Source organism: Terriglobia bacterium (assembly GCA_032252755.1).
GTDB lineage: Bacteria > Acidobacteriota > Terriglobia > Terriglobales > Acidobacteriaceae > JAVUPY01.
The window spans coordinates 14,801-37,548 of record JAVUPY010000009.1 but is presented as its reverse complement, the minus strand read 5'-3'; the positions used below and the strand labels follow the sequence as shown (position 1 = coordinate 37,548).

General features: G+C 58.2%; 21 protein-coding genes. 14 read left to right on the top strand and 7 right to left on the bottom strand.

All coding sequences use genetic code 11. From position 1 onward, the window contains the following. Positions 1-57: 57 nt before the first annotated feature. Positions 58-1,161: a metallophosphoesterase gene (locus ROO76_01370; GenBank protein MDT8066793.1), complete on the bottom strand. Its 1,104-nt coding sequence runs from the start codon at positions 1,159-1,161 to the stop codon at positions 58-60. A 227-nt stretch (positions 1,162-1,388) separates the two neighbouring features. On the opposite strand from ROO76_01370, the gene ROO76_01365 reads away from it, so the two are divergent. Next, positions 1,389-2,975: an OmpA family protein gene (locus tag ROO76_01365; GenBank protein MDT8066792.1), complete on the top strand. Its 1,587-nt coding sequence runs from the start codon at positions 1,389-1,391 to the stop codon at positions 2,973-2,975. Positions 2,976-2,997: 22 nt separating this feature from the next. On the opposite strand, the gene ROO76_01360 is transcribed toward ROO76_01365, so the two are convergent. Then, the gene (locus ROO76_01360) at positions 2,998-4,239 is read right to left on the bottom strand and encodes a cation:proton antiporter (protein ID MDT8066791.1); all 1,242 of its coding nucleotides are present in this window, start codon (positions 4,237-4,239) and stop codon (positions 2,998-3,000) included. A gap of 213 nt (positions 4,240-4,452) precedes the next feature. Here ROO76_01360 and ROO76_01355 point away from each other — a divergent pair, with 213 nt between their 5' ends. The 5 genes from ROO76_01355 to ROO76_01335 all read left to right on the top strand — a co-directional run bounded on the left by ROO76_01355 (position 4,453) and on the right by ROO76_01335 (position 8,496). Continuing rightward, positions 4,453-4,815, top strand: a complete 363-nt coding sequence (locus tag ROO76_01355; GenBank protein MDT8066790.1) for a DUF4118 domain-containing protein — start codon at positions 4,453-4,455, stop codon at positions 4,813-4,815. Positions 4,816-4,922: 107 nt separating this feature from the next. Beyond that, positions 4,923-5,603 carry a DUF5752 family protein gene (locus ROO76_01350; GenBank protein MDT8066789.1) on the top strand — a complete coding sequence of 227 codons (681 nt, stop codon included), beginning with the start codon at positions 4,923-4,925 and terminating at the stop codon, positions 5,601-5,603. 17 nt (positions 5,604-5,620) lie between these two features. After that, positions 5,621-6,997 (top strand): glycosyltransferase, encoded by a 1,377-nt coding sequence (locus tag ROO76_01345; protein ID MDT8066788.1) that lies wholly within the window; start codon positions 5,621-5,623, stop codon positions 6,995-6,997. 70 nt (positions 6,998-7,067) lie between these two features. Next, on the top strand, positions 7,068-7,802 hold the full coding sequence (locus ROO76_01340) for a M15 family metallopeptidase (protein MDT8066787.1): 735 nt from the start codon (positions 7,068-7,070) through the stop codon (positions 7,800-7,802). Positions 7,803-7,929: 127 nt separating this feature from the next. Then, positions 7,930-8,496: a ribonuclease HI family protein gene (locus ROO76_01335; GenBank protein MDT8066786.1), complete on the top strand. Its 567-nt coding sequence runs from the start codon at positions 7,930-7,932 to the stop codon at positions 8,494-8,496. A gap of 21 nt (positions 8,497-8,517) precedes the next feature. On the opposite strand, the gene ROO76_01330 is transcribed toward ROO76_01335, so the two are convergent. Then, positions 8,518-8,958: a GatB/YqeY domain-containing protein gene (locus ROO76_01330; protein ID MDT8066785.1), complete on the bottom strand. Its 441-nt coding sequence runs from the start codon at positions 8,956-8,958 to the stop codon at positions 8,518-8,520. Between the two features lie 193 nt (positions 8,959-9,151). Here ROO76_01330 and ROO76_01325 point away from each other — a divergent pair, with 193 nt between their 5' ends. The 3 genes from ROO76_01325 (at position 9,152) to serA (ending at position 13,328) form a co-directional block, all read left to right on the top strand. Further along, positions 9,152-10,375, top strand: a complete 1,224-nt coding sequence (locus ROO76_01325; protein MDT8066784.1) for a hypothetical protein — start codon at positions 9,152-9,154, stop codon at positions 10,373-10,375. A 29-nt stretch (positions 10,376-10,404) separates the two neighbouring features. Next, the gene (locus tag ROO76_01320) at positions 10,405-11,595 is read left to right on the top strand and encodes an alanine--glyoxylate aminotransferase family protein (protein ID MDT8066783.1); all 1,191 of its coding nucleotides are present in this window, start codon (positions 10,405-10,407) and stop codon (positions 11,593-11,595) included. A 143-nt stretch (positions 11,596-11,738) separates the two neighbouring features. Further along, the gene (gene serA, locus ROO76_01315) at positions 11,739-13,328 is read left to right on the top strand and encodes a phosphoglycerate dehydrogenase (protein MDT8066782.1); all 1,590 of its coding nucleotides are present in this window, start codon (positions 11,739-11,741) and stop codon (positions 13,326-13,328) included. A 6-nt stretch (positions 13,329-13,334) separates the two neighbouring features. Here serA and ROO76_01310 read toward each other — a convergent pair whose 3' ends face one another. Then, positions 13,335-14,441: a site-2 protease family protein gene (locus tag ROO76_01310; protein MDT8066781.1), complete on the bottom strand. Its 1,107-nt coding sequence runs from the start codon at positions 14,439-14,441 to the stop codon at positions 13,335-13,337. An 82-nt stretch (positions 14,442-14,523) separates the two neighbouring features. Here ROO76_01310 and rsmD point away from each other — a divergent pair, with 82 nt between their 5' ends. Continuing rightward, positions 14,524-15,108, top strand: coding sequence for a 16S rRNA (guanine(966)-N(2))-methyltransferase RsmD (rsmD, locus tag ROO76_01305; GenBank protein ID MDT8066780.1), 585 nt, complete (start codon positions 14,524-14,526; stop codon positions 15,106-15,108). 222 nt (positions 15,109-15,330) lie between these two features. Here the strand turns inward: rsmD and ROO76_01300 are convergent, their stop codons facing one another. Continuing rightward, positions 15,331-15,885, bottom strand: a complete 555-nt coding sequence (locus ROO76_01300) for a hypothetical protein (protein ID MDT8066779.1) — start codon at positions 15,883-15,885, stop codon at positions 15,331-15,333. Between the two features lie 363 nt (positions 15,886-16,248). On the opposite strand from ROO76_01300, the gene ROO76_01295 reads away from it, so the two are divergent. From ROO76_01295 to hslU, 4 genes are all read left to right on the top strand, one after another. Beyond that, positions 16,249-16,635: a RidA family protein gene (locus ROO76_01295; protein ID MDT8066778.1), complete on the top strand. Its 387-nt coding sequence runs from the start codon at positions 16,249-16,251 to the stop codon at positions 16,633-16,635. 109 nt (positions 16,636-16,744) lie between these two features. Continuing rightward, complete coding sequence (locus ROO76_01290; protein ID MDT8066777.1) at positions 16,745-17,158, top strand: CBS domain-containing protein; 414 nt, start codon at positions 16,745-16,747, stop codon at positions 17,156-17,158. Between the two features lie 103 nt (positions 17,159-17,261). Continuing rightward, the gene (gene hslV / locus ROO76_01285) at positions 17,262-17,831 is read left to right on the top strand and encodes an ATP-dependent protease subunit HslV (GenBank protein ID MDT8066776.1); all 570 of its coding nucleotides are present in this window, start codon (positions 17,262-17,264) and stop codon (positions 17,829-17,831) included. A gap of 48 nt (positions 17,832-17,879) precedes the next feature. Next, positions 17,880-19,292, top strand: a complete 1,413-nt coding sequence (gene hslU / locus ROO76_01280) for an ATP-dependent protease ATPase subunit HslU (protein ID MDT8066775.1) — start codon at positions 17,880-17,882, stop codon at positions 19,290-19,292. 142 nt (positions 19,293-19,434) lie between these two features. Here the strand turns inward: hslU and ROO76_01275 are convergent, their stop codons facing one another. Both ROO76_01275 and ROO76_01270 read right to left on the bottom strand, forming a co-directional pair. Beyond that, complete coding sequence (locus ROO76_01275) at positions 19,435-20,460, bottom strand: VWA domain-containing protein (protein ID MDT8066774.1); 1,026 nt, start codon at positions 20,458-20,460, stop codon at positions 19,435-19,437. 116 nt (positions 20,461-20,576) lie between these two features. Continuing rightward, positions 20,577-22,709, bottom strand: a complete 2,133-nt coding sequence (locus ROO76_01270; GenBank protein ID MDT8066773.1) for a S9 family peptidase — start codon at positions 22,707-22,709, stop codon at positions 20,577-20,579. Positions 22,710-22,748: the final 39 nt, after the last annotated feature.

The following is a 22,748-nucleotide window of genomic DNA, read 5'->3' as shown; positions in this document are numbered from 1 at the left end:
CAGCGCTGACAGACAAGAGAACGAAGGTAACTGCCCATTGGACCGAGGCCCGTCGGGTCAGGCCGCCCTGAGCACGATGCGCAGCAGTTCGCCTCGCTGCCATAGCCTCATCCTCGGCCCCCAACTCCCCGTCCCTCGACCGACTATCACGGTCATTCCATTGACGTTGTATCTACCTGTAAGCAGCGGAAAAGCCAGCCGTACCAGATATTTGAAAGGCCAGATCTGGCCGTTGTGGGTATGTCCCGAGAGCATCAGCCCGGCCCCGGCTTTTGCCGCCTGATCGGCATACACAGGTGTGTGCGAAAGGAACAAGGTCGCTCCGGATGCGCGCCCCGCCAGTGCCCGATCCACTGCCTGTGGCGCATCCTCCGATCCGCGCCGTCGAAACGCGACGTCGTCAACACCTGCGACGGTTAATCCCGGAAGAGGCTCAACGTGCTCGTCGTGCAAAACGCGGAACCCTGCGCGTCCAAACAGATCCACGAGAGGTCCTGCCCCGGCGTAAAACTCGTGGTTGCCGGTGACGAGGAACACTCCCTTTGGAGCCTTGAACTGTTGCAAAGTCGGAAGCCACTGATCGTGTGTGTCTTTGGGTGCCTCACAGATATCTCCAACCAGCAACAGCAGGTCCGGCCGCAGCGACGCAATTTGACTTGCCCGCGCGGTCGCCCAGCGCTCATCGATCATCGGGCCGAGATGCATATCGCTGGCGACGACCAGCACCGTTCCGTCCGCCGCCTTAGGCAGACCCTGCATCCGAACTTCGTAATTCGTCACCACCGGAGCACGGACTGCCTGTATCACTGAAATCGCAATCAGCAGGATGGCAGCAGCCAGAGCCACCGCACGAGTTGCCGGCACCCAGGACACAAACAAAGATCCGAAACCGGTCACGATATCCGCGGCCAGGAAAGAGATCAGCAGGATAAAAATGACCCCGACCCAATTCGCGCCGATGTATTCCAGGGCGTGCGAGAAGCTGTCCAGCCCGAAACGCTCCATCACACGCGAAACGATGTAGCTGGAACCGAGCAAAACCCCGCCCAGGACCAATGCCCAAGTGGGAAGATGCCCCGCGATGCCCGGGACGGAGGACAGGCGCACCAGCACGTACCAGTGCATCAGCCCCCAGATCAGAAGGAAAATGATGAATAGCAAGCGCAATATCCCCGCCTATTGTAGAAGACGGGCTCGGGCATCGGAAATTGTAACTGCCTGCCGAATTTCGCTTGGGATCCCGCTTTCCGGAAACTAGCTCTGCGGGTGTAGCCCTTTAGTTACGTCACATTTGCGCATTCTCACCGTAACATTCTGTCTCAACAATTCAGAAAACCTGAGTTGTTCAGATTCCGTGTGCGCCAGACGCGCGCGGCTGGATGGCACTTATGAAACCGAGCATCGGGCTTCTCTTGTTGGCGCTATGCACAACAGCAATGGCACAGGACACGACACCGGCGTCGTCACAGACCACCGCGCAGACTGAGTCGCGCACCACTAAGGCCATCAACTATCGCCATGCGTCCACCATGAAAGTTTCCCTGCAGGGCACGGATCTCATGCCACGCGCCTCAGGCGAAGCCAAGGTCCAGAGCCGCACCGGACGCACGGAGATCGAGATCAAGGTCTCCGGAATGGACGAGGCGACAAAATTTGGCCTCCAGTACCTGACCTATGTCGCCTGGGCGCTCAGTCCGCAGGGCCGCGCCGTCAATCTCGGCGAATTGATGCTCAAGAATGGCTCCAGCAAAATCCACGCAACCACCGATCTCCAGACCTTCGGCATGATCGTGACTGCGGAACCGTACTTCGCCGTCACCCAGCCCAGCAACCACGTCGTGCTCGAAAATGTGCTTCCCGCAAACAGTACTGCCAGCGAGGAGGAAATCGACTTCAGCTACCAGATGCTATCCCCGGGCGCGTACTCATCGACCAACACGCAGATCAAGGACGCGATCTTCGGGATCGACCGCAGCACGCCGCTGGAGTTGTTCGAAGCGCGCAACGCAGTTCGTATCGCGCGGCTCGCCAATGCCGAAAAGTACGCCGGGTCCGTCCTGGAGAAAGCCGAGCAGTCCCTGGCACAGGCTGAAACCAGCTACAGCCAGAAGCAGAACCGTTCACTGGTCGCGACCTATGCTCGCGATGCCGCTCAGACCGCCGAAGATGCGCGCGTGATGTCGCTGAAGAAACAGGAACAGGAGCGCCTCGAAGCCGAATCCGCAGCGCGCGAAGCCAAGGCCCGTGCCGAAGCGCAAGCCGAAGCCGAACGCCGGCGCCAGGCCGAAGAGGATCGTGCCAAAGCCGAAGCGGCCCTGAAGGAAGCCGAACAGATGAAGCAGCAGGCCGAGGCTGCGGCACAGGAAGCCGCAAAAGCAAAGGCCGAGGCCGAAGCAGCCCGTGCCGCCGCCCTTCAGCAGCAACAGGCGCTGGCCGCAGAGGCCGCCAAAGCGAAGCAGGCCGCTGATGAAGCCGATCGCCTCCGTCAACAGGCCGAAAAAGACAAGGCCGACCTGCGCGCCCGTCTTCTGCAGCAGTTGAACACGATTCTGGAAACCAAGGACTCCGCACGCGGTTTGATTTCCAACATGGGCGACGTCCTATTCGAGACCGGCAAATACGAATTGAAGCCCGTGGCTCGAGAACGGCTCGCGAGAGTCTCAGGAATCCTGCTGGCCTATCCGAGCCTGAATGTCGCTGTCGAGGGTTATACCGACAGCACTGGAAGCGACGATTTCAACCAGAAGCTTTCCGAGCAGCGCGCCGAAGCCGTACGCGATTACCTGGTGCAAGCCGGGGTTGCGGAAGCAGCTGTAACGGCACAGGGATTCGGCAAAGCACAGCCGGTTGCACCGAACGAGACAGCCGAAGGACGCCAGAAGAACCGGCGAGTCGAGTTGGTCGTGTCCGGAGATGCCATAGGCACGGGGACCGCGGACGAAACACCGGCGGCTCGTCCAGGCTCAAAACAATAGAATTTAAATAGGAGCGGGCGCCTTAACCGATTCTGCCTGAAAGATTCTCTTCGCGCTCGCTCTCTTCCTCGGCGGGATGTCCCTCCAACTCGAGCTCGGCCTGAGCGGTCTCAGTTTCCGCTCGGAACATCCGCTTGATGAAGAACGGCGGTATCAGGGTCGTGAATGCCGTCATGAAGATGACGATCGCATAGGTCGTCTGGCTGATGGCATTCATCTGCAATCCGATCAGCGCCACGATTAGAGCAACCTCGCCGCGCGGCGTCATTCCCATTCCGACCTTGAGCGCCAGCATTCGGCCCTCGCGGATTAATGGCAGGCCACAGCCCAGTATCTTCGAAATGAACGCCAAGACAGTAATGACGCTGGCTGCAATCACGACCTCACGGTTAAACACGTGAAGGTCGAGTCGCGCCCCCATTGTGAAAAAGAAGAATGGCGCGAGAAATTCATTGATCGCCTGGATCCGCGGCTGCAGATTCCACTCCGGCGAGTAGTCAGCGAAGATCAGCCCCGCGAAGAAAGCACCGATAATGGCGGCCATGCCGATCGTCGTTGATGCCACCGAGAGTCCAAGGCACAAGGCCAGCGCCAGGATCAATGGCGCATTATGCATCGAGAGCCGCTTCAGTCCCGGGCGTACACGGTTTATGAGCCGTGGGCCGATGAAGATCATGAATAGCGCAAATCCGATTGCTTCGGCCGAGATGATCGCGAGGTGCACCCAGTGAATTCCACCCCCCACGGCTAAGCTAGCCACCACGGCCAGCAGGATCATGCCGAGGATGTCGTCGAATACCGCCGCGCCAAGGATGATCTGAGCCGCATGCGACTTCAGGACGTGCAAGTCGCGCAGAATTCGCGCCGTGATTCCGACACTGGTGGCCACCATCGCCGCTCCCACGAATGCAGCTTCGTGAGTCTTGGCGTGCTGCAGCATTAGGTACCCGAACCCGAGAATGAATGGCAGCAGCACACCAAACAGCGCTACCCGGACCGACTTCGATCCCACCCGGATCAGATCCGCGGGACTGGTCTCCAGGCCAACGGTGAAGAGCAGGAAAATGGCCCCGATCTCCGCGATGGCGGTGACCGTCGCACTGGGAACAATGAACCCGGTGGCATAGGGGCCTAGCGCCACCCCCGCCAGGATCTCGCCCAGGACCGCCGGCATCCCGAGCCGTTCAAACAGCTCTCCGAAGACTTTCGCCCAGACGAAAATCGTGAAGAGTTCCAACAGCAGTGAGTCAGTTCCGTGCGGCATACTTTCGATGGGGAGCTATATTTTCACCCGAGGGCCCCTGGAGCAGCCAGCAAATTCCAAAGTCTCTGCTGCTCCTGTTCGCAAGGCGGCACAAGTCCAAAATTCCCTTTCCTCCACCGCGAGCGTGGCAACGCTTTGATGCATGAATTGCAAAACCAGCTCTCGAATTTTGCTGCGTGACTCACGATTCATGCCATCTTAGATAGTGTTCCTATGATTCAACTGATTCAACGCTTTCAGAAACCCATTAATCTTGCGGTGGGAACGCTGCTGAGCGCCGTGCTCGCTGCTTTGCTCACGTTCCTGTTTCACAAGTCCGCAATCCGAGGGTTTCTGCCGATTGCCTTTATTGTGGTGCTGGTTCTCCTCTCCCGGCAATTCGGTTTAGCTGTAAGCCTCGCCGGTTCTTTGAGCGCGGCGATCGTTTTCTCCCTCTTCCTGTTCCCGCCGGTGGGCAGCGCTCGCGTGGAGAACGACGCCGCCCGCATGAACATCGCATGGATGATTCTGGGCGCCGTGGCTGTTTCTTACCTGCTTTACCCAACGAATCCGATGGATAATAGCCGCAGACACTAGTCGTGCTCGTCGGCTGGTCTCGGCGTAGCGCAACGGCGCGCGGGCATTGCTGCATCCAATTCACTTCGACTACGATCACGGCGTGAACGCCGATTACAGGAGGCCGAGTGGCAACCGCCCAGCTCCCAACTGGTGCTCAGCGGGTCGCGAAGTCCCCGTTTTACTTTAATACCGCGGCCTATCTCCTCCGAATCTGCCGTGAAAGCGCGACCACTCTTGGCGAACTGTTGGACGCGCTGCGGGTCGTTCCTGACGATTCGATTTTCCAGCACACGTTCCGCACCTTGCAGGAGCACCATTTCATTCCAGAGGGTTTTTCCAACGATTTCGCCCATTGGGCATTTTCCGCCTGCAATGAGGTTGCCCTCGCTGAGCAACTGGCTTCCCTCGATGTCCGAGAATACACGTCCATTCCGACCTTGCGAGGCCGCATCATCAAAACCATTGAAGATTACCTTCAGCAGACTCCTCGCGCCCGGGACCGTGTTGCCCTGGAACCGTTCTACTTCTGTACCTCGGATACGATCGTGATTCCCACTCCAATGGAGGCGCGCGATTTACCTGAATTTATCGATGCCATGGAGAAGGTGAACCTGCACAGCATTCACTACCACTTCATCGAGGCTCGGCTGAGGCTAAAACTCACGTCCAACGATTTCTCGGAATGGCTCGAAAACGAGATGGGACTCCCGGCGGTGGCCGCACGGCTGAACCGCATAGACATTTACACTGCTACGCTGCAGGAAGTTCGGCAGCAGATCGTACGCACACTGCGCTCAGTGCTTTGATTCGGAGAGAAGAGAAGATGGACGAACAAAAAGACGATCGCTCACCCACTCTAACTCCTGAAAGGCCGGCCTATGGCGATCTGGCTCCGGATCATCCGGCCGCTCCGTTCATCGAACGTCGGCGGAAACCGCGCATCAGCACCACCCCGCCCGAACCAGCTCCGCCGCCGAAACTGGACGACTACATCCCTGTCGTTGGTCAGGCAAATATCGACGAGTTGCGCTTCCTCGCACAGCGAGTGTGCGGCAAGACCGTGAAGATGGTGAACTCCACATCGATGGGCGGCGGCGTTGCCGAGATGCTGAACCGGCTCATACCGCTCATCTCCGAACTCGATGTGCCCACGAAATGGGAGGTTATCACCGGCGGCAACGACTTCTTCGAAGTCACAAAGGCATTTCACAACGCGTTGCACGGCGGCGAATACACCCTCAGCAAAGCAGCCCGCGAACTTTTCCTGCTCTATAACGAACAGAACCGCAAGCGAATGCAGTTCAACGAAGACATCGTGGTGATCCACGATCCTCAGCCTGCCAATCTCGTCTGCAGCAAACCTGAGTCGCACGCGAAATGGATCTGGCGATGCCACATCGATCTCTCGCATCCCAACTCCGAGGTCTGGGGATTCCTGCGCCCCATGATCGAACAGTATGACGCCTCGATCTTCAGCTCACCCGCGTTCTCGCGCCAGCTTCCCATCCCGCAATATCTCTTTTATCCCTGCATCGACGCCCTCTCGGAGAAGAACAGATCTCTCGATGATTCCGTCATCGCAAGGGTCTGCGACGACTTTGGCATCGACCGCAAGCGCCCCATCGTCACCCAGATTTCGCGCTTCGATCGCCTTAAAGATCCCGTCGGCGTCATCGAGGCCTATAAGCTCGCCAAGCGTTACGTCGATTGCCAACTCGTGCTCGCCGGCGGCGGAGCCTCGGACGACCCCGAAGGCGCGGCCGTTTTAAAGGAAGTGCAGGAAGCAGCCGGAAACGATCCCGACGTCATCATTCTCAATCTGCCGCCATGGGCGGCCCTGGAGATCAATGCCCTGCAGCGGGCATCCACCATCGTGATCCAAAAGTCTCTGCGCGAAGGCTTTGGTCTTACCGTCGCTGAGGCGCTATGGAAGCAGAAACCCGTCATCGCCTCCGCCGTCGGCGGAATCCCTGTTCAGGTCATCCATAAGCTCACCGGCGTCCTCGTGCACTCGGTCGAAGGCGCCGCCTACCAGATGCGTTATCTGCTGACCCATCCAGACTTCGCAGCCCAGCTCGGCCGCAACGGTTATGAGCACGTGAAAGAAAATTTCCTCATGACGGCCAACGTTCGCCGATACCTGCTGCTCTTCCAAATCCTCCTCGGAGTATCACAACCGGTCCACGCAAACTCGAAGTAATCTCTGCAATGTTGGCCGTGCGGCCGAGCGGCGCACACAGAAGCTCGCAAATGCGGTATCGTATCTCGTCATGCGACGTGTCGTTCTCCCCCTGTTTCCCCTGATCCTCGTTGCCGCAACTTTTGCGCAGCAGCCGAAAGTCTTCCGTATTGACCCCGTAGCGCCGGTTCCGCAGCTTCGGAAGGAAGCTCTGGCCGCCAAGCCGCCGGTTGAAAAGGGTACTTTCCGGAAGCCCGATCTCGTCGAACTGGTCACTCTCGATCCCACGATCAAGCTCGACATTCGCTACGCGACCAGCAACAACTTCCTTGGCACACCGATGTATACGCAGGCCCGTGCCTTCCTGCAGCGCCCTGCGGCGGAAGCCCTGGTCCGCGCCAGCCACGAGTTGAACAAAGAGGGATACGGTCTGTTAATTCATGACGGCTACCGCCCCTGGTATGTCACAAAGATGTTCTGGGACGCGACCCCGCCGGATAAGCACGAGTTCGTCGCCGACCCTGCCCACGGTTCCAACCACAACCGCGGATGCGCCGTCGACCTGACCCTCTACGACCTCAAGACCGGCCGCAAGGTGCCCATGCCCAGCCTCTACGACGAGATGAGCGAGCGCGCGTACCCGACCTACAAGGGCGGCACCGAACAGGAGCGCCACACCCGCGACCTCCTGCGCGCCGCCATGGAGAAGCAGGGCTTCACCGTCTACGAATACGAGTGGTGGCACTTCGATTACAAAGATTGGAAACAGTACCCGATCATCAACATTCCGTTCGAGAAGCTGGGCGCGACCAATCAGGGATCCTAGATACTCGGGGGTGGGTACTTCGAGAATCGTGTTTCTTGCCAATACCTGGTACCCGGTGCCCTGATAAACTTCCGCCATGCCCTTTCGCAAAGCTCCCGGCAATACCGGGAGATCGGGAACGCAGGAAATGTTCAGCTCGCCCCAAGCCTCTGATGACGAGCCTGTTCTCGTCGCAAATATCGACGGTGGCGCGCGCGGCAACCCCGGCCCTGCTGGGTACGGCGTTGTACTTCAGGACGCCTCGGGAGCAAAGATCGACTCCCTCCACGAATACCTTGGCGCCCAGACCAATAATTTCGCCGAATATTCCGGACTGGTCGCCGCGCTCGAATATGCCCTCAAGAACGGCTACAGCAGCCTGAAAGTGCGCAGCGACTCCGAACTTCTCGTCAAACAGATCAAAGGGGAGTACAAGGTCCGCAGCGAAGCCCTGTTCGACATCTATCGTGAAGCCAAGGACCTCATCCGCAAATTGGACTCATTCCACATCCAGCACGTCTATCGCGAGCAGAACCGCGAAGCGGATCGCCTCGCGAACCTCGCCATGGATCAAGGGACGGGCAAAAGGACCGCCGCTCCCCAGCAGAGTAGCGATGCGAAGGAAGTCACCGGAATTGTCACTGGAGGGGTAGTGCACTTTTTGGAGGGCAGCCTGCCCGAAGGCGCCAAGGTCGTTGTGCGCCTTAAACGCTGATTGATCCCCGTCAATCCGCGGTTACTTACTTAGCTCTTTCTTCACCGTCTCGCTGACCAGCTTGCCATCGACTCTTGCCCCGCCGAAGCGTGCCATGGTCGCCTTCATTACGTTGCCCATGTCCTTCATTGTCGGCGAACCCATCTCCGCAATCACGGCCTTTACCGTTGCGACTATCTCGTCCTCGCCAACGGCCTTGGGCATATAGCCCTCGATGATGGTGATTTCGTCCGCCTCTTTTTGCGCCAATTCCAGGCGGCCGCCCTTCGTGAACTGCTCGATCGAGTCCTTCCGCTGCTTGATCAGCGTCGAGAGCACGGCGATCTCTTCTTTTTCATCGAGTGGCGCGCGCTTATCAATTTCCTTATTCTTCAGCGCGGATTTCGCCATCCGCAGCGTCGACAGCCGAAGCTCCTGCTTCGTCTTCATCGACTCAACAATATCTTTCTGAATTCGTTCCATGAGGCTCATGCGGAGAATTATATCTGCCGATATGACCAAAGTGCGGGTTACGGCAGTGTCCTTTAGGACCCTCCGCGGTTATTGGCAGCGCCATCAATGCGCGATATGATTCGCCCCAAAGCGTGAATACCGCAGCTTTTGCCGCTCGCGCTGCCTCGCGGAAGGCGATATCTCCGTGTAAGGACGTCGATTCATGTATCTGAACCCGGTCGCCATTTCCGTCGTCATCGTCGCCGCCGTCGTCTTTTTCGGCGCGTTCATCGCCTATTTTCGCGACCGGAAAGTCTATGGAGGCCATAAAGAATACGCCGCCGACGCCCGCGACCTCGCCAAGAAACTCAACGGCGAAATTTTCCGCGACGGCGATGACCTCGTGATCAATGGTACGCAGGGTGGCCGCGAAGTCGTCGTCCGCCTCAGTTACGCCGAGAACACCCCCGGCCTGCACATTCGAATGGCCGCGCCGGCAAATTTCCGTATGACGGTAGTACCCAAGGGCGCCCGCACCAGCGAAGGCAAGGTCCAGGTCCGGACCGGCGACGATTCCTTTGACGCCCGTTTTCTTACCAAGTCCGACCATCCCACGCAAGCCAAGATGTTCCTTGGCAGCAAGGGCGTGCTGGCGGAACTCGGTAAACTCGGCTGCCTGGCAAAAGGGTTCATCAACATCTCCAATGGCACGATCGAGTTCAGTGAAGCTCTCGTCCCAACGCCCGACACCGGCAAGCACATTCGCGAGCATTTGCACTCCATGGACCGTGTCGCCTCCGACCTGGCCCGTATGCCATTCGCCGATCGCGTCGAACTCAAACCGCTGAAGCGTGATCGACGCCTGGTGCTCCGCCTGGCGATCGTGGCCGGAATCATCACCGCGCTGGTCGGGATCATCACTGCCGCGCAGCAACCCGTCACCGCTCCGCTGCCCGCCGGCGGCACAGGACAGTACGTACCGCCCGGAATGAGGGCAATAGACGCCGCCAGTCTCGGCTCATTACGTGGATGGCACCTCGCGACCGCCGATGAACTCGACCCCGACGCCGCCGCATGGGCGCGCGATGCCGGTCAGAAGTCCACCGGCAAGTTCGCCGCTGAGTTCGATGGTCAGCGCCAAGCCTTGAAGGACTCCGTTTACCTGCTCGTGAACAGTGACGGCCAACGACGCGTCGTCATCATCATCAACGACAAAGTTCGGTACGACGTGAAGTACCCTTACATTGCCGTTGCCGCTGTTATTCCGAAATCCAATTTCTCAAGGATTCAGTGGAAGACAGCCGATCCGAGGCAGCCCGACGGCGACGCTCTTCTCTTACTCCGCGATGCCAAGGACCGCAGTTCTGGATTAGTTTTGTATTTCAGTGACGGCAAGCTTGAATCTGCGGTACCCTCTGATTATCAAACGATCAGTCTCCTGGAGTAATCCCTCCCGGAGTTCAGCGGAGCCAAAACATGTTACGCAAGAGCCGGCTGTTCACGCCGGGGCCGACGCCGCTTCTTCCTGCGGCGCAGATGGCAATGGCCTCGGCAGACTTTCACCATCGAACCGCGGAGTTCCGCGAACTGTATAAGCGAACCCTTGCCGATCTGAAAACCTTCATCGGCACAAGAAATGACGTGCTTCTGCTCGCGGCTTCCGGCACGGGCGCCATGGAGGCATCCGTTTCCAATCTAACCTCGCCGGGCGACAAGGTCCTGATCCTGACCGCCGGAAAATTCGGGGAGCGCTGGGCTTCGCTCGCAAAAGCCTTCGGCTGCACCATCGAAACGGTTACGGCTCCCTACGGTGAAACCTTCGACCTCGAGCAGGTGAAGGTGAAGCTCGAAGGCGCTCGCGTCGTCTATATGCAGGCCACCGAAACTTCCACCGGTGCCCGTCACGACGTGAAAGCAATCGCGAATCTCGTGAGGCCCACCGATGCCCTTCTTGTGGTCGACGGCATCACCGGGCTCGGCACGACCCATCTCGACGTGGACGGCTGGGGCGTGGACGTCATCATCGGCGGCTCGCAAAAAGCTGTCATGGTACCGCCCGGACTCGCCTACCTCTCGGTCAGCGAAAAGGCTTGGGAGCGCATGGTCCGCGCCAAGCAACCGCGTTACTACTTCGACCTCTACAAGGAACGCAAAGCCGCTGCCAACGGCGAATCAGCCTACACTCCTGCTACCTCGCTCATAGCCGCACTTGCCGCCGCGATGGAATACATCCGCACCATGGGCAAGGGAGACCTTGCCACCGGCCGCGAAGCTCTCATCGACAATGCCGAGACCGTCGCTGCCATGACGCGCGAGGCCGTGCTGGCTCTCGGGCTGAAGCTGTTCGCCCCGACTTGCCCCGCCGCCGCCGTGACCGCGGTCCTTGTTCCGGAGGGGCTGGACTCCGGCGCAATCGTCAAAGAGTTCCGCGAACGCTTCGCTTCGGTCGTCGCCAACGGCCAGGGCGAGATGAAGGGCAAGCTCTTCCGCATCGCTCACCTCGGCTACTACGACTACCTCGACACTATCGGCATCGTCGGCGCGCTGGAACACGTACTGGCGAAAGTGCAGAAACCGAAGCACATCGAGTTCGGCACAGGCCTCAAGGCAGCGCAACTGGCATACCTGCGCTGCACCGCCGAACTCCAGGAAAAAGCAAAAGCTTGAAAACAGTTCTCAGTTCTCGGTTCTCAGTTATCAGTTGAGCAGTTATGGTTTTTTACTGAGAACCGCCAACTGGGAACTGAGAACTTTTCCTGTTTTTCAGCGATAATTCTTTCATAACAACGCATTCCTTGGGACAACTCAAAATGAAGATCGTCATTGCGGAGAAAATCTCTCCCGCCGCTATATCTCTCTTTACCGAAGAACCCGGGTGGAATGTTCTGACCGCCGAACAGGTTTCCGGCAATCTGCCCAGTGAACTCGCCGACGCCGACGCCCTCATCGTGCGCTCGGCCGTTCAGGCCGATGCCGACCTGCTGCAACATGCCGGCAAGCTCCGCGTCATCGGACGCGCCGGCGTGGGCGTCGACAACATCGACCTCGACGCCGCTACGAACAAAGGCATCGCCGTGATGAACACGCCCGGAGCCAACGCCGTCGCCGTCGCCGAGCACACGCTCGGGCTCATGCTCGTCATGGCGCGCCATCTCTGCCGCGCTAACGAACTGATGCACGCCGGCAAATGGGAGAAGAAATCGCTGCAAGGCAGCGAACTCCGCGGCAAAACTCTTGGCGTCCTAGGCCTTGGCCGAATCGGCGTCGAAGTCGCGAAGCGTGCGCTTGCTTTCGGCATGCGCGTCGCCGCCTACGATCCCTTCGTCCCTCCAACCGTCGCCGAGCAGGCCGGCGTGGACCTCAAGCCGCTCGATGATGTCCTGAAAGCCGCCGATTACCTCTCTCTTCACATGGCGCTCACGCCGCAGACGTCGGGCATTATCGGCGCGGAGACCATCAGCAAGATGAAGAAAGGCGTCCGCATCGTGAACTGTGCCCGCGGCGAACTCGTCGACGAAGCCGCAGTAGCCGCCGCCATCAAAGAAGGCCACATTGCCGGCATGGCAGCGGACGTGTTCCGCGAGGAGCCACCGAAGACTTCGCCACTTATCGGCCTCCCGCAGGTAATCGCCACACCGCACATCGCCGGTTCCACCAATGAGGCACAGGACGCCGTGGGCATTCAGATCGCGCAGCAGGTCAAGGAGTACCTGAAGCACGGTGTCATCCAGAACGCCGTCAACGTGCCCTCGATGACCGAAGAGGAGTACCAGCAAACCCGCCCCTTCATGATCCTTGGGGGGAAGCTGGGCGCATTCGTCGCGCAGGTGACGAACGGCCGCCCCGAACAGGTCACCATTCGCTACACCGGAGACCTCGGCCGCTGGAAAACAGAATTGGTGAAGAACTCCGTCGTGATGGGAATCCTGAACGTCACGCTTGCAGGCTCAGCCAATCTCGTCAACGCCTCAAAAATCGCCGCTGAGCGTGGGGTCCAGATCATGGAAACCCGCAAGGAGCGCGCAGGTGGAGGCGCCGCGAATACCCTCTCCATCGAACTTCGCGCCGGCAGTGAAACCCACGAGATGCGCGGCACCGTCCTGCACAGCGACCAACCTCGCCTGCTCGCCGTTGACGGTATCGACGTTGAAGCCCCACTCGGGCGCAACCTCCTCTACATGCGGAATCAGGACGTTCCCGGAGTAATCGGCAACGTCGGGACCATTCTCGGCGACAACAAGGTAAACATCGCCGACTTCTCGCTGGGCCGCCGCGGAGACGTAACTTCCAAGGGCTCCGCGATCGGCATCGTCCATCTCGACGGACCCGTGTCGGAAGCTGTGGTGGAGAAGATCAGGGAAGTAGCGGCGGTAGTAGAGGCAAGAGCCGTAGTACTTTGATTGATCCTATCCTTCTGGCTGCCGTAGCTTCCTTGCCTCTGCCAGTGCCGCGATGCTGTGCGTCAGGTTCTGCAAGGTCACGATACCGACCAGGTGCTCGCCATCGACGACCGGAATAATCGAAATCCCCGTCTGACCGATGCGCCGGAAAAGCGAGGCCAGAGTTTCGTTCCGTTGCGCAATCTGGAAGAACCGGTTCATCGCGCCCTGTACGTAGCCATTTCCCTGGATTCGCAGCGTTTCCATGATGCGCTGGCGTGAAATCGTCCCCACCATGTCGCCGCCGCGAACCACCGGAAAATCGTCCTGCAGCGAGTGCACCACCTTGTGCAGCGCGTCCTCCAAGGTATCCGCAGGCGAGAGCGTCTTGAAGTCCGTGAGCATCACGTCTTCCATGCGGACCTGCTCCAGCACGGATTGAAATATTGCCGAACGGTTCTCGATCTGCGCACCGAAGAAGAGGATAACGGCGATCATGGTTAGCCACGGGTCGCGCATTCCGGCACCGATCACCAGCAGGCTCAGCGCGAACATTTGCCCGATCATGACCGAGCGCCGCGTCGCCGTGAGGTGGTCCATGCGATAACTCATCCACGCCCGCAGTATGTGCCCACCATCCAATGGATAAGCCGGCACGAGGTTGAACGCCCCAAGGAAAAAGTTCGTCCAAACGAGGCTGCGGATCAGGTTGGAAGCGGAAACCCAGGGCTGCGCCCACAAGTTGGCCTGAGGAAAGAAGAGCAAAGCACCGGTTCCGAAGAACACAGCGAGCACCAGGTTGACCATCGGCCCGGCCAGCGCAATTCGGATGTCTCGTTTGGGATTCGGCTGGGTCCGGGTCTGGTCGTCCATCAGCGTGACTCCGCCAATCGGCAGCAGGACGATCGATCTCACAACCACCCCGAACTTCATTGCCGTCACGGCATGACCCAGTTCGTGCAATATCACCGACCCAAAGATGATGCCCAGCAGCACCAGCGACCGGACGCCTCCAAGTGTGCCGCTCCGAACCGAGCCCGTGGCCACAAGGAAAATCAACAGCAATGCAAAGGTCGCGTGAATGCGCAGTTCGACCCCGAAAATCCGTCCCACCGGAATAGACCAGTTCTTCATTTAGTGCAGCCGTTGGACCCAGCTTCTATGATTCTATACAGTTTAGACGTCGGAAAGTTCAGCTGCGTTCCAGGAATCGAAGATGCGCGTCATCGCGGGAAAATACCGAAGCCGAACGCTGCAATCGCTCCCGGGCGACGAAACCCGCCCCACCTACGATCGGCTGAAGGAAACCCTCTTCAATGTGCTGGCGTCCGCCGGCAAAATCGATGGCGCTGTTTTTGTCGATTTGTTTGCTGGAACGGGATCGATCGGGATAGAGGCACTGAGCCGTGGGGCGTCACAAGTGTACTTTGTGGAATCGGGCAAGAGGGCTGCCCAGACGATCCGCGCCAATCTGCAATCCCTCGGCATCATGGAAACCGTCGAGGTCATCGAGCAGCCTGCGGCAGAGGCGTTACGCTTGCTGCGTGAAGCTGGACTTCACCCGGACGTGATCTTTCTCGACCCGCCTTACAGCATGCACGGTGCTTACGCACGAGTGCTGCGCATTGTTGCTCAAGGTGGATTGTTGACGGACGGCAGCATCGTGGTCGCGGAACACGAAAAGCGCTACGACCCGGGCGAAGGTGCAGGACACCTTAAACGGTATCGCAGACTCGACCAGGGAGATTCATCCCTGAGCTTCTACCGGATGAACGTCACCGTGGAGCCTGTGTCGTCCTGACTGCCGGATGTGGATGTGGTGCGAAGAAACGCCACCACTCGCGCGAAAACACCGCCCCAAGCAATTCCAGGAAACTGAACTTTGACGATCGGATAGACCAACCCATCGCTGCCCTGTTCATAACCATAATTTCGTTCTTTTATGCTTATGGGAACACCATGGCGCAGGTATAGTTGCCAACACGATTGTGCAGCGAAGCCGCTGGAGATGCGGTGAACGTTGCTACATCATTAAATCATTGGCGCGCCGAAGGATGGGATACTGCCGCTCCAGTAACTCGTTCTTCACCCGGTTCAGGCCGAAAACACAGGCCTCGAACTCGTGCGAGAGTTTCGCGAATAGAGGCGCCACTTTAGCGTACTCGAACTGCTCGAACGTCGAGACAATGTAGTAGCTCTCCTTGCCTGCTTTCATCCAGTCGATAAAGTTCTCAAGCCTCTGCCGGCGCAAGCGGAAATGATTGAGGCTTTCCGGGTACATCCCCGTGCAGAACAGCGTGTAATCGCCAATGTGCTTGCGCACCTGCCGCTCGCGATCAAAGGATGGCGCTGGGCCGAACACCGGGTCCGATTCCAGCAGCATTTCGCCGACGTCATGTAACGGCCTCCCGGCAGCATCACGGATCTTGTATAACTGCTCACATTCGCAGAAGTCGGTCAGCATGCTGGCAACGTACGCCTGCAACTCGCCGTCACGCAGCCCAATTTCCTGCTCAAAGTGCTCCTGCACGCGCTCCTGGAAGAACGCACGCAAAGGATGGGATTCCGGAATCGTCATTTGGTCACCTTCCCCGGGTCGCTGCCATCACCTCAGAAAGCGGCGCTGGGGCTCGCCCCTCGATTCGCCACAATTCTGTGACGCTGTAAATAGCCCGAATCAGTTCCAGATGCAATACCTGGAACCGGACTGCTCACTATCGAAAGACAAATGCACTAATAGGTTAGAGGAGCACGATTGTGAAAAGGGTTGTAGAATCGCGGGTCTCCGGGCGCCCCCGCTTTAATCAGCACTCGCATGCTGACGCTGCTAAAACAGGCCGAACCTCTATTGAAACCAGCCCCAACCACCAGCGACAAGCCACGGTCTTGCCCCTTAGCGCCCTTTGCGTCCTCCGCGTTAATCTTTTCTCTGGAGGCTCAAATGTCACGCCAGAACATTTCCAGCGGCACCGTGTGGGAACCCAAAGTTGGCTACTCGCGGGCGGTGCGCGTCGGACCCTGCATTCACGTCGCGGGAACCACCGCGACTGCTCCCGACGGCAGCATCATCGGGGTCGGCGACTTCTATGCACAAACAGTTCAAGTGCTCAAAAACATCTCCTCGGCCCTCACGAAGGCCGGAGCATCCTTGAATAACGTCGTGCGAACGCGCATGTTCGTCACCGACATTTCGCACTGGGAAGAGATCGGGCGGGCCCACGGCGAGTTCTTCCGCGATATTCGGCCGGCAACCTCCATGGTCGAAGTCAAAGCCCTGATCTCGCCGGAGATTCTCGTGGAAATTGAGGCGGACGCAATCGTCGAATAGCCCGCGTTCGATTCGGCCCCCCGGCATGGGAATGGACGAAACCCTCGCATCGGCATATATTCCTTATTCCGCACGCTGTTTTTGGGCTGGCGAATAAAACAGGACTTTTATGAGCATTCTTGATATCTGTGATGAAACCCATGCCTCGGTGCCCTTAACTACCACGGCTGCCGAAGCCATTCGCGAAATGTTGGACAAGCACACCGGTGCCACCGCGGTCGTCGACGAAAATCGGGTGGTCGCCGGGATATTCACCGAGCGCGACGTTCTCCGTAAGCTTTCCCTCGATCCGCGACTCGCTAAGGACATCCCTGTGCGGGAAGTCATGACCACACCCGTCACCCTGGCCACAAGAGACATCTCCATGGCCGAAGCCCTCAACGTCATGGTGGAGTCTCACTACCGGCACCTCCCCATCGTCGACGAACACGGCCGGTTGTTGGGAATGCTGTCGATTCGCCACGTTCTCCAGGCAAAGATCGACGAACTCGCGTCGCAACTGGAGCATGCTCAGCACGCGTAGCTTTGCCACGTATACAGGAACCCTCTTTGGAGGGTTTTCCTTTCGCGCCTTTGCGCCGTCTGGGTTGCTCTGTTTTCGGCTGTTATAATCAACGATTAAGCACATGGCTCGAACGCAATCTGTAAGCTCGCATTCCTCTCGCAAACGAATCCGCTCTACAACGGTTCTGTGCGTCCGCCGCGATGGCAAGGTTGTCATGGCAGGCGACGGACAGGTCACCATGGGCGATCACGTCATGAAGCACGGCGCGCGCAAAATCCGCCGCCTCTACCAGGACAAGATCCTCGCCGGCTTTGCCGGTTCCACCGCCGATGCCTTTTCGCTGTTCTCTCGCTTCGAGTCAAAGCTCGAGCAATACCAGGGCAACCTCGGCCGAGCCGCCGTCGAACTCGCCAAGGACTGGCGCACTGACAAAAGCCTTCGCCAGCTCGAAGCCCTGCTCCTCGTGGCCGACAAGGAGCAAACCTATCTCCTGAGCGGCACGGGCGATGTCATTGAACCCGACGATGGGGTAGCAGCAATCGGGAGCGGTGGTCCCTACGCGACGGCCGCGGCCATGGCCCTCATGCAGCACACGCAGCTCGACGCAAGAAAGATTTGCGAAGAAGCAATGCGAATAGCTGCCCAGACTTGCATCTACACCAACGAAAAGACGACGATAGAAGAGCTGTAACGACCTGGCCTGGCACTCTGCCCGGAAGGTCATTGGATTGGAGTAGCAGTGGCTATTTATCTCCCAGGAACCGTTGAAGAAGAACAGGTCGCCCTCGACGAGTTGACGCCACGCGAAATCGTAGCCGAACTCGACAAGCATGTTGTCGGCCAGCACGAGGCCAAGCGCGCCGTTGCTGTCGCCCTGCGCAACCGCATGCGCCGCCAGAAACTCACGCCCGATCTCGCTGAAGAAGTCATGCCCAAGAACATCATCATGATCGGGCCCACCGGCGTCGGCAAAACCGAGATCGCGCGCCGCCTCGCCAAGCTGGCGAACTCACCTTTCCTCAAGGTCGAAGCCTCCAAGTTCACCGAAGTCGGCTACGTCGGCCGAGACGTCGAATCCATGATCCGCGACCTCATCGAGATCGCCATCGAGATGGTTCGCGAAGAGAAGCTCGAGGACGTCTCGGACAAAGCAGAGTTGAACGCCGAAGAGCGCCTGCTCGACCTTCTCCTGCCCATCTCCGGCCCGGTGCCAGTAGATGGCGGCAACTCGATGGGATTCGGTTCGCAACCAATACTCGCCGGCGAATCCAACTCCCGCACCCGTGAGAAACTTCGCCAGCAACTTCGAGAGGGCAAACTCGACGAACGTATTGTCGAACTCGAGGTTCGCGAGAAAAGCATGCCTGCCTTCGAAATCATCTCCAACCAGGGCGTGGAGGAGATGGACATCAACATGAAGGACATGCTGCCCAACATCTTCGGCCAGCGCACCAAGAAACGGAAGATGAAGGTCAGCGAGGCTTTCGAGTACCTGATCTCCGAAGAAGAGCAGCGCCTCATCGACATGGACCAGGTGACGCGCATCGCCCTCGAACGCGTCGAGAACTCCGGCATCATCTTCCTCGACGAAATCGACAAGATCGCCGGGCGTGAAGGCGGCCATGGCCCCGACGTCTCCCGCGAAGGCGTCCAGCGCGACATCCTGCCCATCGTCGAAGGCACAACGATCAACACACGCTACGGCATGGTCCGCACCGACCATATCCTGTTCATCGCCGCCGGGGCATTCCACGTCTCCAAGCCCAGCGACCTCATCCCCGAACTCCAGGGCCGCTTCCCCATTCGCGTCGAGTTGAAATCGCTCACCGTCGAAGACTTCATCAAGATTCTCACCGAACCAAAGTCGTCGCTTGTGAAGCAGTACACCGCCCTGCTCGAAACCGAGGGTCTGAAGCTGGAATTCACGAAGGATTCCCTTGAACAGATCGCGAACTTCGCCGCGCGCGTGAACGAGTCCACGGAAAACATCGGCGCCCGCCGCCTGCATACCATCATGGAGCGCGTGCTCGACGAAATCAGCTTCAGCGCCCCGGAGATGAAGGAAAAAGACGTAACCATCGACGCCGACTACGTTCGCAAGATGCTGGCCGACGTCGTCAAGGACCAGGACCTCTCACGCTACATTCTGTAACGTTGAAAAAATATCCGTGCCCCACATCTGCCGTTTTGGCAGATGTGGGTTTAGAACCTTTCACACCTCCAGGGATTCTCTTTCGCCGAGACGATGGAGTTCTGAATTGCCTAGCGGCCCGATTCGCCCGGCGGCGGATCTCTTACTCGTTCGAACTTCTCAGAAGTGATGTCTCTGCATCTTGAGAGTCGTGCGGCATGTAGTAATAACCCCGCCGCGACTGAATTTTGTATCCGCGTGGCGCACGAATCGAAATCTTCCTGTATCGCCCGTCCGCTGTGCGATTTACCGGCGTGTAGCCGATGCTGTAATGATGGCGTAATTCATCCGCAATTTGCAGCAGAGTACGTTCCAACCCCTTCAACTTCTTGTCCAGCACAATGACGCTTCCGCCCGTCTCGGATGCCAGGTATCCCATCCACAGGCCGCCTTTATAGCGGGGAGACGACATGTAGGCTTTGTCGCCAACCAGCAGCACATAGCAGATGGAATTCGACTTCAGCGCCGCTTCCACCGCCTGCTGCGCGGTCGCGCGGCTTCCCTGGTCCTGACCATCGGTGATGATAATCATCGCGTTGCGATCCCGCCGGTTCGCAAACCGGTGCTCAGCTATTCCAACAATCGCGTCGTACAGCGCCGTGCTGCGAAGCTTCGGCACGGGTCCGCTATCGATCGCAGGCGTACGCCGCGAACTGTCCTGTTCCGATGCCTCAATTCCCTTTACGAGCAGAGCGTGGTCTCCGGTGAAGTCCTGCTTTAAATCGACATGGGAATCGAAGCTCGCCACCAGTCCTTCATCGCCAGCAACCAGCACCGTATCGAAGAATCGCTTCGCAACCGCCCGCTCCGTATGAAGCATCGGCGACTCACTGCCGCTGGTATCAATCAGCACTCCGAGGCTGAGCGGCGCCTGGCTTTCCGACGAAAAATACAGTATCCGCTGTTTCTCATTGTTTTCCCGAAGGTCAAAATCGTCTTTCGTCAGGTTTTCGACAAGGTGGTTGTGCCGCTTCACCGTGAAGTAGACATCCACTACATCGACATCGACCCTCAGGGTTTCTCCGATAAATCTCTTCGATGTCCAGTTCTCTTGGGACTGAGCGGGAGCACAGGTGGGAAACAGCATCACAACGACGACGAGCAAGGGCGACAGCGACAACGAGCGCACGACACACCCCACTAAAGTTGGGCGGAATTATATGCCCAAACCGGGTGTGCGTGCGCTCTAGCACTGCGTCATTTCACGAAAAAGTTACACCTGCCAGGATCGGGTTCCAGCTCACCTCAATCCGCCAGCCCGATCTCCTTCAGGATAAACGCATAATCGAACGCAACGTCGTGCAGGAAATCGTAACGCCCCGATGAGCCACCGTGTCCCGCGCCCATATTCGTCTTCAGAATCAACGTGTTGTGATCCGTTCGTACGGCCCGCATCTTCGCAACGTATTTCGTCGGCTCCCAGTACATCACCTGGCTGTCGTTGAATGACGTCTTCACCAGCATGTCCGGATACGCTTTTCCCGTAACGTTGTCATAAGGCGAATACGAGTACATGTACTCAAATGCCGGTTTCTCTTTCGGATTGCCCCACTCCTCGAACTCGCCCACGGTGAGCGGTAATGATTCATCCAGCATGCTGTTGATCACGTCCACGAACGGCACCTTTGCGATCACCGCATGGAACAAATCCGGCCGCATGTTCGTCACCGCGCCCATCAGCAGCCCGCCCGCGGATCCGCCCTCAATGACCAGCCGGCCCTTTGCCCCATACTTCTGGTTCACCAGGTACTCCGCGCAGGAGATGAAATCCGTGAACGTGTTCTTCTTGTTCATCATCTTCCCGGCATCATGCCAGGGCTTACCGAGTTCCCCGCCACCGCGAATATGCGCTATGGCATAGACGACGCCGCGATCCACGAGGCTGAACCGATTCGAGTTGAATCCCGCATCCATCGGGATCCCATACGACCCGTACGCATATAGATAGATCGGGGCCTTTCCGTCCTTCACCAATCCTTTTTTGTACAGGATCGAAATCGGCACCTGCGCCCCATCCGCCGCCGTCGCGAACACCCGCTCTACGCCGTACTTCGTCGGGTCGTATCCGCCCAGCACCTCCGTCCGCTTCAGCAGCGTCGACGTATGCTTCTCCACGTCGTAGTCGTAAACCGAATTCGGCGTAATGAACGACTGGTAGCGATACCGATACTGCTTGGCGTCGAATTCCCGGTTCTGCTCAGGTCCAGCCACGTATGCCTTCTCCGGAAATTCCACGCGCGTCGTCTTCCCCGTCTTGAAATCCGCGACCGTTAGCTCGATCAGTCCTTTGTCGCGCTCCACGAGCACATAGAAATTCTTAAAGAAGTCGCTGTCCTGCAGCATCACGTCCGCACGGTGCGGAATCACTTCCTTCCAGTTTTTGGCCGAAGGATCCGTAACCGGAGCCTTCACCAGGCGGAAGTTGCGGCCCGTGTCATTCGTGCGGATATAGAAATCGTCGCCATGATGATCGAGGTAGTACTCGATCCCCGCTCGCCTCGGCTCTACGGTCTTCCACTCGGCCATTGGCTGATCCGCCGCGATGAACCGCGCCTCTGAAGTCGTATGGCTGTTGCTCTGCAGGATGATGTACTTCCCGCTGCGCACGCGATCCGCGTACACCTCGAATCGCTCGTCCTTTTCCTCGTATACCAGGTCATCCGGCCCGGTCGTTCCCACCTTGTGCCGATAAAACCTGTACTGCCGTTTTGCCGAGTCCTCGACGGTGTAGAACAGCGTCTTGTTGTCGGCCGCCCAAACCACGGAACCGGTTTTCTCAACACGGTCCGGCAGGATTTCTCCCGTCTGCAGGTTTTTGACGTGAAGAGTGTACTGCCGGAACCCTGTGTTATCGGTCGAATACGCCAGCAGGTTCCCGTCATCACTCACCCGGTACGCTGCAATTGACATGAACGTCTGCCCTTCGGCCAGCTTGTTCAAATCCAGCACGACTTCTTCCGGCGCTTCGAGCGACCCTTTCTTCCGGCACAGGAACGGGTACTGCTTCCCCGTCTCCGTGCGCGAATAATAGTAGTAATTCCCATCTTTGTAAGGGACGTTGACGTCCGTTTCTTTAATCCGGCTCAGCATTTCGTCATAGAGCTTCTTTTGTAGCGCCACAGTCGGCTTCATCACCGCGTCGGTGTAGGCGTTCTCCGCATCAAGATATGCCTTCACCTCCGGGTTCGACTTTTCGCGAAACCAGAAATAATCGTCAACAAGTTTCAGTCCGTGGATTTCCGTGACATGCGGTTGTTTTGTCGCAACCGGCGGTTTCGGCAACTCGGTTGTTTGTGCGGAAACTACCATAGAGATTGTCATAAGAATCAGGGCTAGAAAAACGATGCAGAAAACAGCACGACGGTTGACGGCTGTCATAAGTGAGCCTCGGGGTCTTATTTCATAAAAGCGCGCCAG